The sequence below is a fragment of the Streptomyces sp. NPDC058685 genome (assembly GCF_042714725.1).
Lineage (GTDB): Bacteria > Actinomycetota > Actinomycetes > Streptomycetales > Streptomycetaceae > Streptomyces.
Map to the genome: position 1 here is coordinate 34,168 of NZ_JBHXSL010000037.1, position 14,056 is coordinate 48,223.

Annotated in this window: 10 protein-coding genes; 8 read left to right on the top strand and 2 right to left on the bottom strand. The window is 72.0% G+C overall.

Translation table 11 applies throughout. The features are described 5' to 3' along the window. Positions 1-85 precede the first annotated feature (85 nt). The 3 genes from ACFWU3_RS25725 (at position 86) to ACFWU3_RS25735 (ending at position 3,695) form a co-directional block, all read left to right on the top strand. Positions 86-1,354 carry a sensor histidine kinase gene (locus ACFWU3_RS25725; RefSeq protein ID WP_384442085.1) on the top strand — a complete coding sequence of 423 codons (1,269 nt, stop codon included), beginning with the start codon at positions 86-88 and terminating at the stop codon, positions 1,352-1,354. Further along, positions 1,339-1,986, top strand: coding sequence for a response regulator transcription factor (locus tag ACFWU3_RS25730; protein WP_313946726.1), 648 nt, complete (start codon positions 1,339-1,341; stop codon positions 1,984-1,986). Before ACFWU3_RS25725 ends, ACFWU3_RS25730 begins: the two co-directional genes overlap by 16 nt. A 167-nt stretch (positions 1,987-2,153) precedes the next feature. After that, on the top strand, positions 2,154-3,695 hold the full coding sequence (locus ACFWU3_RS25735; RefSeq protein ID WP_384442088.1) for a DUF1996 domain-containing protein: 1,542 nt from the start codon (positions 2,154-2,156) through the stop codon (positions 3,693-3,695). A 105-nt stretch (positions 3,696-3,800) separates the two neighbouring features. On the opposite strand, the gene ACFWU3_RS25740 is transcribed toward ACFWU3_RS25735, so the two are convergent. Beyond that, positions 3,801-4,286 (bottom strand): hypothetical protein, encoded by a 486-nt coding sequence (locus tag ACFWU3_RS25740; protein WP_384442091.1) that lies wholly within the window; start codon positions 4,284-4,286, stop codon positions 3,801-3,803. Between the two features lie 102 nt (positions 4,287-4,388). On the opposite strand from ACFWU3_RS25740, the gene ACFWU3_RS25745 reads away from it, so the two are divergent. From ACFWU3_RS25745 to ACFWU3_RS25765, 5 genes are all read left to right on the top strand, one after another. After that, a complete protein-coding gene (locus ACFWU3_RS25745) occupies positions 4,389-7,487 on the top strand; it encodes an alpha-N-acetylglucosaminidase TIM-barrel domain-containing protein (protein ID WP_384442094.1) in 3,099 nt (1,032 codons plus the stop codon). Positions 7,488-7,542: 55 nt separating this feature from the next. Further along, positions 7,543-9,501 (top strand): hypothetical protein, encoded by a 1,959-nt coding sequence (locus ACFWU3_RS25750; protein ID WP_384442097.1) that lies wholly within the window; start codon positions 7,543-7,545, stop codon positions 9,499-9,501. 124 nt (positions 9,502-9,625) lie between these two features. Beyond that, complete coding sequence (locus ACFWU3_RS25755) at positions 9,626-10,510, top strand: metal-dependent hydrolase (protein ID WP_384442100.1); 885 nt, start codon at positions 9,626-9,628, stop codon at positions 10,508-10,510. Between the two features lies 1 nt (position 10,511). Beyond that, on the top strand, positions 10,512-11,573 hold the full coding sequence (locus tag ACFWU3_RS25760; RefSeq protein WP_384442103.1) for a PDR/VanB family oxidoreductase: 1,062 nt from the start codon (positions 10,512-10,514) through the stop codon (positions 11,571-11,573). An 83-nt stretch (positions 11,574-11,656) separates the two neighbouring features. Then, on the top strand, positions 11,657-12,382 hold the full coding sequence (locus ACFWU3_RS25765) for a TetR/AcrR family transcriptional regulator (RefSeq protein ID WP_384442105.1): 726 nt from the start codon (positions 11,657-11,659) through the stop codon (positions 12,380-12,382). 48 nt (positions 12,383-12,430) lie between these two features. Here the strand turns inward: ACFWU3_RS25765 and ACFWU3_RS25770 are convergent, their stop codons facing one another. Continuing rightward, entirely contained in the window at positions 12,431-14,026 is a 1,596-nt protein-coding gene (locus ACFWU3_RS25770; RefSeq protein WP_384442108.1) for a SpoIIE family protein phosphatase, read from the bottom strand. Positions 14,027-14,056: the final 30 nt, after the last annotated feature.

The window sequence follows — 14,056 nt, forward strand, 5'->3', positions numbered from 1 at the left end:
CCCTCGTTCGGGGTCCGGACCCAGTGCCCCGGCACATGGGCCACGGCCACACTGGTGCCTGAGACCGATCAACGAGGGGATCCCGATGAAGTCGACGAAGGCACGAGAAGCGGTGACCGCCGGCGCCCAGGGGCTGGCGCTGAGCCTGATGGCACTGGTCGGATCGATCACGCTCTTCGTCCTGGCAGTGGTCTCCATCTCCCTGATCCCGATCGGTGTAGGGGTGTTCACCACCCCGCCGATACTCCAGGCGGTGCGGGCGCACACCAACCAGCGCAGACTCCTCGCCGCCCAGTGGTCACGGACGAGAATCCCCGTCCGGTACCGCCCGTTCCCGCGCGATCTGCGTGGTGGCATCACCGGTCAGGTCGAGCGCTGCACCGTGATGCTGAAGGACCCCGCGACCTGGCGGGACCTCCAGTGGATGCTGGTCGACATGACGGCGGGTGCCATCGTCGCGCTCCTCGCGCCGGGGCTGCTCCTGGAGGGCGTCTTCGGTCTGCTGCTCGCCGCCGGTCTGTGGAATCCGGTCGTCGACGCGGGAGGCACCTACTGGTACGCCTTCATCCCCGTCACCGGCTGGGGCACGGCGGGCCTCGCCGCCCTGCTCGGCCTGTTCTGGCTGCACCTCGCCCTCAGGGTCAACCCGGTACTCGTGCGCACCCACTTCAGGATCGCCGGATCGGTGCTGGTCCCGGGCCGCGAGGACGAGTTGGAGGAGCGCATCGACCGGCTGACCGAGACCCGGCACGACGCCCTGGACACCTCGGCGGCCGAACTGCGCCGCATCGAGCGCGACCTGCACGACGGCGCCCAGGCACGGCTGGTCGCGATGGGGATGAACCTCGGCACCATCGAGGCGCTCATCGAGAAGGACCCCGCGCAGGCGAAGGAGCTGCTCTCCAAGGCCCGGGAGTCCTCCGCGGAGGCGCTGACCGAGCTGCGCGACCTGGTCCGGGGCATCCACCCGCCGGTGCTCGCCGAACGCGGTCTCGGCGACGCGGTGAAGGCGCTCGCCCTGCGGCTGCCGGTGCCGGCCGAGGTGGACGTGGAGTTGCCGGGCCGCGCGGACGCACCGGTGGAGTCCGCCGCGTACTTCGCCGTCAGCGAGGCCCTGACGAACGCGGTCAAGCACGCGGGGGCGGACCGGCTGTGGATAGACGTGTCGTACGCGGACGGTTCCCTGCGGATCGCCGTCACCGACAACGGCGGTGGCGGGGCGCGGATCGGTGCCGGATCCGGTCTGAGCGGCATCGAACGGCGACTCGGTACATTCGACGGAGTACTCGCCGTCAGCAGTCCCGCGGGCGGCCCGACCATGGTCACCATGGAGATCCCTTGCGAGTTGTTCTAGCCGAAGACCTGTTCCTGCTGCGTGACGGCTTGGTGCGCATGCTCGAGGCGTTCGGCTTCGAGATCCTGGCCGCGGTGGAGAGCGGGCCCGAACTGTCCAAGGCACTCGCGGAGCTGGAGCCGGACGTCGCGGTCGTCGACGTCCGGCTTCCGCCGTCCCACACGGACGAGGGGCTTCAATGCGCGCTGGCCGCGCGCCGGGCGAGGCCCGGCCTGCCGGTGCTGGTCCTCTCCCAGCATGTGGAGCAGTTGTACGCGCGGGAGCTGCTGGCCGACGGCAACGGCGGCGTCGGCTACCTCCTCAAGGACCGGGTGTTCGACGCGGAACAGTTCATCGACGCGGTCCGGCGGGTCGCGGCAGGGGGCACCGCGATGGACCCGCAGGTGATCTCCCAGCTGCTCAGCCGCCGGGCCCGGGACGAGCCGATGGGCGGTCTGACCCCGCGGGAGCGTGAGGTCATGGAGCTGATGGCGCAGGGCCGGTCCAATGCGGCGATCGCCGCCCAACTCGTCGTCACGGAGCGGGCGGTGGCCAAGCACACCTCCAACATCTTCGCCAAGCTGGGACTTCCGGTCTCGGACGACGACAACCGCCGCGTCCTCGCCGTTCTGGCCTACCTCGACCACGGCTGAGGGGCCCCGCCCGCCTTCCGCTCGGTATGCCGGATTTGGCGATGGAGATTTCTACGAATCCCGGATCGCTTTGAACACCCCATGAGCCCCACCCGTATGGAACGTTGCGCTTCTCCCTCTGCCGGGACCCCCCAAACCCACACCCGGCAACGAAGCAGAGGAGTTCCATGGGACGCAATACGAGAAAACGCTCAACGCTGGCGAACCGGGCGATCGTCGCCTCGGCCGCTCTGATCCTGGGCGGGGGTGGGCTAGTGGCGGTCAACTTCTACGCATCCGCGGGTGAAGGCTGGTCATCCGGTCCGCGAACGCAGCGGGCCGAGAATGCCGGACAAGTGTCCACCATTGACTGCCCCGAGGTCGCCAACGAACTTCCCCGTGAAATGCCCAGGCAGGCACGCGGAGAAGTCGACCGTGAACTGGCGGCGATCGACAGCCAGATCACGGACGCGTACAAGAAGTTCGCTGATCAGAAGGAACAGATTCAGCGTGATCCGCAGTTGGCGGACAACGCGATTCTCAATCCTCTGAAGGACAAGCGTCAGGCGAGCATCGACCGGATCGCGAACGCCATCGGTCGAGGTGGCAACAAGCCTCAGGGCATGAACAACCTCGCCCCCTGTTCGCTGCGTGATGACGGCAACGACCAGGGCGACGGCCAGAACCAGGGAGACAACCAGGACGGCAACCAGGACCAGGGCCAGGACGGCGGTCAGGACCAGGGCAACGACCAGGGTCAGGACCAGGGCCAGGACGGCGGGCAGGACCAGGGTCAGGACAACGGCGGTCAGGACGGCGGCCAGGACAACGGCGGCCAGGCCGGCAACGGGCCCCAGGACGACGACTTCGTCGACATCCAGTCCATCGAGCCGAACGTCAATGAACCGCAGGAGGGCAATGACGCCTCCACGGGCTCCTTCGCCACCGACTGCGGGGTGAACGAGAACGGCAAGTTCAACCCGGACAACGTCATCGTCGCCCCCGGTGTCGCCAATGGCGCGCACCATATGCACGACTACGTCGGCAACCAGGCGAATGACGCTTTCGCGAGCGACGACGATCTCGCCAACGGCGACACCACCTGCCAGAACCAGGGTGACAAGTCGACCTATTACTGGCCGGTGCTGCGTCTGCAGAACGGTCAGAACGAGAACGACGCCAATGCGGACGGCGGCGGCAACGACCAGAACGTCGGTGAGATCCAGCAGCCTTCCGAGGTCACGCTGAACTTCGTCGGCAACCCGGTCAGCAAGGTCACCGCAATGCCGCGGTTCCTGCGCATCATCACCGGTGACGCCAAGGCGTTCACCAATGGTGACGCGAATGCCAATGCCTCCTGGAGCTGCACGGGATTCGAGGACCGTCAGCTGAAGGACAAGTACCCGATCTGCCCCGAGGGCAGCCAGGTGGTGCGCTCCTTCAAGTTCCAGAGCTGCTGGGACGGTCAGAACATCGACAGTGCCAATCACCGCACCCACGTGGCGTTTGCGAACGAGGACGGCGAGTGCGGTGACGGCTTCCAGGCGATTCCCCAGCTGGTGCAGCGGATCGTGTACGACGTGCCTCCGGGCCCGGGCTTCGCGGTCGACTCCTTCCCCGAGCAGCTGCACAAGCCGATCACGGACCACGGTGACTTCATCAACGTCTTCGACGACAACGTGATGGACGAGCTCGTGGACTGCATCAACAACGGTCAGAAGTGCCAGTGACCCTGCCCGGGTGACCCAACCCGGACCGGCTGGAACGGCCCCCCTGAACAGGGGGGCCGTTTCGTGTGTCCGGCCCCCCTGCCGCTGCCTCGCGGTCGCGCGCGCTCAGCCGCCGTGGTGCCCGGTGTGCCCCGAGTGGTCCTTGCTGGGCTCGCCGCTTCCTCCGCCGGAGCCGTGCTGGACGCCGGTCTCCACCGAGCCGCCGAGCCGGCCGCGCAGCGCGGTGACGACCTTCGCGTCGCCGACGGCGATCCACTTGCGGCCCACGAGGTAGGAGCCGCCGTAGTCGTTGGCCTCGTTCAGCCATTCGCGCTGGCCGCGGTCGGTGGCGAAGGTGGCCAGCACGTACTTGCCGTCACCCGTGGTGCAGTTCGCCTGCCGCAGCTCTTTCGCGTTCGTCTGGATGTTCGGTTTGCACTCGGCCTTCGCCGCGATCTGTTCGAGCGTGCCGGTCGCCGTCTTGGGGACCTTCTCGTCGCCACGCCCGTCACCGTCGCCGGAAGATCCGCACGCCGTGGCCAGGGTCAGGGCCAGAACTGCCAGTGCCGCGCGGGCTGTACGCCTCGCGCCGTTCTTCGTACTCGTCCGCATCCGGCCATCGTGCCCCTTCACCACCGATCCGGGGAGTCGAACGGCGGGTAACCTGCGCCACGCACGCACCGCTTGTGACGTGGGCAACACGGAGGATTGCTGATGTTCGAGCCGTCGAGACGTACCGTGCTGGGCACCGCGGGGGCGATCGGTGCGGGTGCCGCCCTCGCCGGGCAGGTCCCGGCGGCCGCCGCACCGCTGCCCGCCATGCCGCCCGCCTCTCCGCCGAGGAGTGCGTCGCCGTCCGGCCCGGCCGCTGCGTACGCGGCGCTGCGGCGGCTGCTCCCCCGCCATGCCGACCAGTTCTCGCTGCGGCTCCTCGACGGCCCCGAGCGTTTCCGGGTGACCGGCTCCGCCGGCCGCGTCGAGGTCGCGGGCACCTCCGGCGCCGTCCTGCTGACCGGCGTGCACTGGTATCTCAAGTACGTCTGCCGGGCGCACATCTCCTGGTCCGGGAGCAACCCCGCGCTGCCGCACCGGCTGCCCGCCCCGAGCCGGCCGCTGGAGCGGGCGGCGACCGTCCCGCACCGGTTCGCGTACAACGACACCCACGACGGCTACACCGCTCCGTACGCCGACTGGGCACGCTGGGAGCGGCTCCTGGACGTCCTCGCCCTGCACGGCTGCAACGAGGTGCTGGTGACTCCGGGGCAGGAGGCCGTCCACCACCGGCTCCTGATGGACTTCGGCTACTCCGACACCGAGGCCCGCACCTGGCTGCCCGCCCCCTCCCACCAGCCGTGGTGGCTGCTGCAGAACATGAGCGAATACGGCGGGCCGCTCTCGCAGGCGCTCATCGACCGCCGCACGGACCTCGGCCGCCGCATCGCGGACCGGATGCGCGAGCTGGGCATGCACCCGGTGCTGCCCGGCTGGTTCGGGACCGTCCCCGACGGCTTCGTCGCCCGCAATCCCGGTGCCCGGGTCGTGCCGCAGGGCACCTGGAACGGACTGCGACGCCCCGACTGGCTCGACCCCCGCACCACGGTCTTCGCCGAGGTGGCCGCAGCCTTCTACCGGCACCAGGCCGAACTGTTCGGCACCGCAGCCCACTTCAAGATGGATCTGCTGCACGAGGGCGGCAGCGCCGGGGACGTGCCGGTGGCCGACGCGGCCCGGGCCGTGGAGAAGTCGCTCCAGACCGCGCACCCGGGCGCGACCTGGGTGATCCTCGGCTGGCAGTCCAATCCGCGGCCCGCGCTGCTGGACGCCGTCGACACCGACCGGCTGCTGATCGTCGACGGACTCTCCGACCTGGACACGGTGACGGACCGGGAGAAGGAGTGGGGCGGGGCGCCGTACGCCTTCGGCACCATCCCCAACTTCGGCGGCCGGACGACGATCGGCGCCAACACCGACCGCTGGACGGCCAAGTTCACCGCCTGGCGCGACAAGCCCGGCAGCGCGCTCGTCGGCACCGCCTACATGCCGGAGGCAGCCGAGCGCGACCCGGTGGCCCTGGAGCTGTTCAGCGAGCTGGCGTGGCGGGAGGAACGGATCGACCGGCGCGAGTGGTTCGAGGAGTACAGCCGCTTCCGCTACGGCGGCGACGACCCCGCCGCGCGGGCCGCCCTCGGCACGCTCGCCACGACCGCGTACCAGCTCACCAGCACGGACGGACGGCCGTACGACTCGCTGTTCTGCCGCCGGCCGGGGCTGTCCGGTGCCATCGGCACGGCCTTCGACCCCCCGGCCTTCGACCGGGCGTTCACCGCGCTGCTGGACGTGCGGCCCGAACTGCGCGACACGGACACCTACCGCCACGATCTGACGGATGTCGCCCGGCAGGCGCTCGCCAACCGCTCCCGCACCCTCCAGCTCCCGCTGCGTGCCGCGTATCTGCACGGGGATGTGGACACCTTCCGCGCGCTGTCCTCGCTCTGGCTGAAGCTGATGCGGTTGAGCGACACCATGGCCGGCTGCCATCGCGCCTTCCTGCTCGGGCCCTGGCTGGAGGACGCCAAACGGCTGGCCACCAGTGCCGGTGAGGCGGTGGAGCTGGAGCGCACCGCCCGCGCCCTGATCACCACCTGGGCCGACCGTCCGGCCGCCGTCCAGCTCAGCAACTACGCCAACCGCGACTGGCACGGGCTGATCAACGAGGTTCATCTCCCGCAGTGGGAGGCCTATCTGGACGAGGTGGCCACCGCGATGGCGGAGGGCCGCGCGCCCACGCCGTTCGACTGGTATCCGGCCGAGGAAGCCTGGACCCGGGACCGCCGGCCGCATCCGGTCCGGCCCACCGCGGACGCGTACCGCACCGCCCGCCGCGTCCACGACACCCTGGCCTCGGCCCCCTTCCAGGGCTTCGTCGAGGTCTCGGTGGACCCGCCGGCCTTCACGCCCGGCAGCGAGGGCACGGTCACGGCCGCCTTCCGCAACCTCAACGGGCTGCGCGGCACCGGTCGCGTCGACCTCGACCTGACCGGCCCGACCGCCGAACCGCAGGGCGTCACCTGGCTGCCCGGTGTGCAGGCGGGCGGGACCGGCTCGGTCCGCTGGCGGGTGACGGCGCCGCCGGAACCGCTCACCGAGCCGCTGCACGCCCTGCCCTACGAGCTGCGCACACGGTACGGGCCGCGCGGCCGGGAGCGGGTCGCCGTCACCCAGAAGGGCGCCCTGCACGTCGCCGCGCCCCTGGGACCCGAGTGGCGCACCTTCACCAGCAACGCGGCCGTCTTCGGGCAGCTGGACGACCGGTTCGCGGTCAACGGTGCCGGCAACGACCTGTGGCGTGGCACCGCCCAGTTCGGCACCGCCTACCGGGAGGGCGCTCTGACGCCCGGCAGGAGTGTGCTGCTCCGGGTGGACGCCCAGGACAACACCGGATCGTGGGCCCGCGCCGGCATCGTCGTCCGCGACAGCCTGGCCACCCCCGGCGACACCGGCTTCCTCAACCTGGCCGTCACGCCGTCCCAGGGCGTCGCGCTCTCCTACGACACCAACGGCGACGGGACGCTGGACACCTACCGGCGTGTGACGGGTGTCCGCGCCCCGGTGCTGCTGCGGCTGACCCGGGGCACGGGGACGTCGTTCACGGGCGCCTGCTCGACGGACGGCGGGACGACTTGGCGGACCGTCGCCACGGTCTCCGTGCCCGGGGCCGCCGCCGTGCAGGACGTGGGGCTGTTCATGACGGCCATGAACGGTGGCAGCGGGGCCCGCGGCACGGTGCGGTTCAGCGGATGGTCGCTCCGCTGAGGCCGTCTCGCGGCCGGGGCGGTGACCATACGACCATTCGCTCGTTCTGCTGAACGTGCGCCCACAGGATGTCGTCACCCCGCCTGCCCCACCGTCGCCCGCTCCGACCGGCCGGGTGGAGCTCGACCAGGCCGAGGCGGCGCTGGTCGAGCACTACCCGCGCCTCGTCCGGATCGCCTATCTGGTGCTGCCCCCCACCCTCGGCCGCAACCGCCGTGTGCTGACCGCGCACGCGCTCGCGCAGCGCTCGCTGCCGCGCGGCCGGACCGTCCCCTCGGGCGCCGGCGCCATCGCCGCCGCCCGCGCGGCCGGCGGGCCGGAGAACGCCGCCGACCCCGGTTATCTCTACGTCCGGGGACGGGTGCTGCGCCAGGCGCTCGACGCCGGACTGCCGCTGCGGCGGTTCGCCCGGCCGAAGCGGGCGCAGTTGCCGCCGCTGCTGCCGCACGTCTGGGGTCTGCGGGTCTTCCCGCGCTCCGGTGGCGCCGACGAACTCGCCCTGGACCAGCGGCTGTCGGCGCTGACCGGCCCCGCCCGGGCCGCGTACGTCCTGCGGGCGCTGGAGGACCTGCCGGACACCGAGGTGACCCAGGTGCTCAGCGACGCCGGGGTGGACGATCCGCACGCGGCGCTCGCGGAGGCCGACGGCATGACCGGGAGCGACCCGGCGCTGCTCGACTCCGCCGAGTTCGACCCGTGTTCGCTCCAGGCGCGTCCCACCGATCTGATGCGCCGCCGCCAGCACGCGAAGGCTGCGCTGGTTGCGGCCGCGGCGCTCGCCGTGTGCGGTGCGCTGCTCGGCCTGCCGGGTGACGGCTGGGGCCCGGACGGTGCCGCCGCACCGGCGTATGCCCGTAACCCCTCGGCGGAGGCGGCCCTCGACCCCGGCCGGCTGGTGCGGGTCTCCCCCACGGCGTGGCAGTACTCCGCCCGCAGGGATTTCTCGGTCTGGCCCGCCCGGGGCGGGCTCACCGGCGACGACGCCCTGCTGCGCCGGGCGCTCGCCGTCTGGGCCAGGCCCGGCAGCACCGTTCAGACCTCGGCCACCCCCGCCACCCCGCCGGGGCCGCCGATGGGCCCGCCGCAGTTGCTGTACGCCGGAGTGGTGGACCGGGCGCGGGTGGTGCTGCTGCACGACGGACTGCGGGTGGTGCGGTACGCCGAGCCGAAGGAGGGCACCGGCGGGGTGGCGCTCGACTTCGCGCGCACGGACGACGCCGACTCCGCGTCGGCGAGCGCCCTGGTGGCCGGCCGCACCGACGGCAACGTCCGCTATCTGTCGGCTCCCTGGGTCCGGACCACGTCGGTGCGGGACCTGCTCACCCCGGAGGGCGGGGCGCGTCCGCTGCGCCGGGACAAGGACGGCCTGACGAGCCCGCTGCCGAGTCCGGCCCAGGCGCGGGACTGCCGCTCCTGGGACGTGCTGGAGCTGCGTGACTCCGCGGCCGACCGGCTGCTGACCGACCTCGGCGAGCTGACCCCGGCACGCCTCACCTACGGCACTCCGTCGGCGCCCAAGGACCTCGGTGGCGCGGTGGAGCGTGCCGCCTGGGCGCGAACGGCCTGTCTGCTGCCGGGAGTCGCCTCGCACGGCGTCCGCAGCGTCAATCTGTGGCAGTACGCCCAGCAGTCGCTGCCCGAGGCGAACGGCACGGCGGCCTGGCTGTGTACGCGGGCGGAGACGTGGCGCGGGCCGGGCAGCCGGGTCATGGCCCAGTTCCACGCGCCGGGGACATCGCCCGGCGCGCCGGGCGCGATCGCCGCGCGGGCCGAGGACTCGCCGGCCTGCGGGGTGCGGGACCCGAAGGTGCTGGCCGGGGTGCTGTGGAAGTCGCGTGCGGGCAGTTGGTACGTCCTGGCGGCGGGCAGCGGGCAGTTCGCCTCGCTCGCCACGTCGGGCGGGGTGGACGGCAGTGCCACGGGCCGGCTGCTGGCGGTGCGCGCGAAGGCGGGTGCGCGGGCGGAGCTCAACGGCGTCCTGTCGGACGGGAACCGGGTGGGCGCGCTGCACTGAACGGGCGCTCCGGGGAAGGGCGTCATGAGCGCTCTCCCCGGGGCGGACGCGGTTCATGTGGCGCGGGCCGGAAATCGGGTGCACACCTCTGTCGCCGGAGCTTACCCGTCAGTACATTGACGCCATGTCTAATACGCAGCCTGCGCCGGAGGCTTCGGAGCGGATGGCGCTCAAGGCCCGCAAGGTCTCCTTCGACTGGCAGGAGACCCCGCTCCACTGGGTCCCCGGCGACCCGTTCGCGACCCACACCATCAATGTGCTGCACCTCCTCCTGCCGGCCGGCGAGCGCTGGTTCGTACACGTCTATCAGCAGGTCCTGCCGTACATCACGGACGAGGAACTGCGCGCGGACGTCATCGGCTTCATCGGGCAGGAGGCGATGCACTCCCAGGCGCACGACGACGTGCTGCCGCATCTGAAGAAGCTCGGCCTCGATCCGACGCCGTACACCGCGCAGGTGGACTGGCTCTTCGAGAAGCTGCTCGGCGACCGCACCCTGCCGCCGGGCAGGCCGCGTGAGTGGTGGCTGATGGAGCGGGTCGCCATCATCGCGGCGATCGAGCACTACACCGCCTTCCTCGGCAACTGGGTGCTCAACGCGGACGAACTGGACCGCCGCGGCGCCGACGCCACGATGCTGGATCTGCTGCGCTGGCACGGCGCCGAGGAGGTCGAGCACCGTTCGGTGGCCTTCGAGCTGTTCATGCATGTCGACGGCGGCTACCGGCGCCGGGTGCGCACCTGGGCGACGGCGTTCTCCGCGCTGGTGTTCCTGTGGCAGCGCGGTGCGCGCTTCTTCATGGAGAACGACCCGTCCCTCGAGGACGGCCGGGCGAGCCTTCCGCAGTTCGTCCGCGCGGGACGGCAGGGCGTCCTGCCGTCGACGTCCGCGATGCTGCGCTCCGTTCCGCGCTATCTGAGCCGCGGCTACCACCCGTCGCAGGAGGGCAGCACGGCGCAGGCCGTCGCCTATCTCGCCATGTCCCCGGCCGCGAACGGGGGCCACTGAGATGGCGCCCCGCCTCAGTACCGTCGCCCTCGTCGCCGGCGCGGCGCTGCTCACCCGGCGGGCCCTGCGCCGCCGGATCGGGACCTCGCCGTTGTGGCCGCTGCCCGCCCTGGAGGAGCCGGTGTCGGGACGCGGCCGCGGCGCCACGGCGACCCGGCGGGCGCTGGTCACCGAACGGACTTCCGTCGCCGAGGGTGTGGTCCGACTGCGGCTGGAGGGCACGGATCTGCCGCCCTGGGAGCCCGGTGCCCACCTCGATCTGGTGCTGCCGTCCGGCCTGGTGCGCCAGTACTCGCTCTGCGGCGATCCGGCCGAGTCCGGCACCTACACGGTGGCCGCGCGACTGATCGAGGACGGCCGGGGCGGTTCGCGCGAGGTGCACGAACAGCTCCACGAGGGCACCGAGATCGAGATTCGCGGGCCCCGCAACCGCTTCGCCCTGGTCCGCTCCGCCGCCTATCTCTTCGTGGCGGGTGGTATCGGCATCACGCCCGTACTGCCGATGCTGCGGGCCGCCGAGGCCGCGGGCGCCGACTGGCGGCTGGTGTACTGCGGGCGCTCCCGCGCCTCGATGCCGTTCCTCGACGAGATCGAGAGGCTGGGCGCGGACGGCGGCCGGGTCACGGTCGTCGCCGAGGACGAATCCGGGCTGCCGGACCTCGCGTTCCTCGCCGGCACCCCGGAGGAGACCGCGGTGTACTGCTGCGGCCCCAATGGCCTCATGGACGCGGTCACCCGACTGCTCCCGGAGGGCAGGGGGCCGCATCTGGAGAGGTTCGCACCGGGAGCGCAGGAGGGCGGCGGCCCCTTCGAGGTCGAACTCCGCCGTACGGGACGGACCGTTCGGGTCGCCGAGGGACAGTCGGTGCTGGCGGCGGTCCGCGCCGAGGTGCGAGACGTCTCGTACTCCTGCGAGCAGGGCTTCTGCGGCACCTGTCAACAGCGGGTCCTGGCGGGCGAGATCGACCACCGGGACGAGCTGCTGACCGACGGCGAGCGGGAGGACTCGATGCTCATCTGCGTCTCGCGCTGTCACGGCGGACGGCTGGTGCTCGACCTGTAGAAGCCTTCCGGAAGGACCTGCGGGAGGTCTCCGGGGAGACCTCGGGAACAGGTGCTCGGGAGTGCAGTCGGTAGGCTGTCGGCATGACGACCGGGGTACGCCGCAGGATGGGCGTCGAGGAGCGCAGGCAGCAGCTGATCGGTGTGGCGCTGGAGCTCTTCAGCGCCCGCTCCCCCGATGAGGTGTCCATCGACGAGATAGCCGCGGCGGCGGGAATCTCGCGGCCTCTCGTCTACCACTACTTCCCCGGCAAGCAGAGCCTGTACGAGGCCGCTCTGCGGCGCGCGGCCGACGAGCTGGCCGGCCGGTTCCTGGAACCGCACGAAGGGCCGCTCGGTGCGCGGCTGCTGCGGGTGATGCGCCGCTACTTCGACTTCGTCGAGGAGCACGGGCCGGGCTTCTCCGCCCTGATGCGTGGTGGTCCCGCCGTCGGATCGACCACCACCAACGCGATGATCGACGAGGTGCGGCAGGCCGCGTACGAGCAGATCCTGGCGCACCTGGGCGTCCGCCGCCCGCCCGCGCGGCTCGCGTTGGTCGTCCGCTCCTGGGTCTCCCTCGCGGAGTCGACGGCGCTGATCTGGCTGGACGGGCGCCGGATTCCGCGCACCGAGCTGGAGTTGCAGCTCGTGCACGACTTCGCAGCGCTGTGCGCGGTGAGCGCGGCCTACGACGAGGAGATGGCCGGCATCCTGATCGGCGTTCTGAGGGACGAACCCGCCGAGGGGCCCTTCGGTGATCTGGTCGGCCGGCTCATGACACTGGCGCCCGCGCTCGTCGGCGCGGTGCCGTCCCAGCGCCGGCCGTAGGACCACACCGGACGCTCGCGGCCCCCGGCCTGGCCACAGGGCCCCCGGTCAGAGCCCGGTCATCCGCAGGGCCAGCAGCGCCACATCGTCCTCACGGGTGCCGAAGCGGTCGAGCAGGGAGTCGCAGAGCGCCTCGACACCCGGCGGCGCCTGGCAGGCCGCGTGGCGCAGCCGGTCCATGGAGACCGCGAGGTCGGTCCCCCGGGTCTCGATCAGACCGTCGGTGACCATCAACAGCCGCTCGCCGCCGGCGAGCCGGACCTGTCCGGGCGGCGGTCGCACCAGCCCCAGGCCGAGGAGCGGACCCGACACCTCCGCGTAGCGGGCTCCGCCGGCGCCGTCGACGATCAGCGGGCGGATGTGACCGCCGTTGGCGATGCGGGTGCGCCCGGTGGCCGGGTCGATCAGGGCGAGGCAGACCGTCGCCGTCGCCTCCGGGTGGTAGCGCTGGAGCATACGGTCGAGCCGGTGCAGCAGGACGGCCGGATCGGTCTCGTCGGTGGCGTACGCCCGTAGCGCGTGGCGCAGTTCGACCATCACGGTGGCCGCGTCGAGGGAGTGGCCGACGACGTCGCCGACGCCGACGAGCAGTCCGTCGGCGGTGGCCAGGGCCACGTAGAAGTCGCCGCCGATCTCGGCGTTGCGCGAGGCGGGGACATAGCGCAGGGCCAGTTCCGCGCCCGGCAACGCGGGCGGCTGCTGGGGCAGGAAGCTGCGCTGGAGGGTGAGGGCGACATGGCGTTCCTCGGCCGCGGTGCGCAGCGTACGGGCCGTGAGGGCGGTGGTGTGCGCGAGCCGTCGCAGCAGCAGTGTGGTGTGCGGGTCACGGCGGGGGCCGGCCGGGTACGCCAGGCAGACCGGCGGCTGGTCGGGGCCGCCGCGGGCGAGCAGCAGGGCAGCGCCGCCGGGGGCTTCGGGGCGGAAGAAGCCGCCGGGCCACAGCGATGGCGGTATGACGAGGGCTTGCACCCCGGTGCGGCCCTCCGTGCACTGCTCCATCAGCCGGGCCACCACCGCGCGTTCCTCGACGCCCGGCAGACGTCCGTACCGCAGGGGGCTGCCCGCGTGCAGGGTTTCGTCGGCGCCGAACACGAAGGCCGCCGCGGGGCCGCCGGTGAGCGAGCCGACCGCGCCGGCGGCGAGGTCGGCCAGCTCCTGCGGGCCGTGGGCACAGTGCAGTTCCGTGGTCACGGCGGCCAGCCGGTTCAGCCGGTCCGCCTGGGCCTCGGCGTCGTGCAGGGAACGGGCGCCGCGCAGGGCCGCGCGGACGACCGCCTCGATCTCCTCGGGCTCGACGGGGATCGTGAGATACGCCTCGGCGCCGGAGTCGAGACCGCGGGTGCGGTCGCGCGGAGTGACCGCCGCGGCGCTGAAGTGCACCACGGGAATGGCGGCGATCTCCGGATGGGCCTTGATGCGGCGGCAGAGCTCGAACCCGCTCATGTCCGGCAGCCCGATGTCGACCAGTGCCGCGTCCGGCAACGCACCTGATCTGAGCCGGACATCCAGCTCGATCAGGGCGTCGCCGGCACACGCGGACGGCACGACCAGGTGTCCCGCTCTGCGCAGTACGGCACCCATGGCATAGCGGTTGGCCTCGAGATCGTCGACGACCAGGACCGTGGTGCCGTCCGCTTCGTTCATCGTGCGCTCCCGTCGAACCGGGGAGATGGT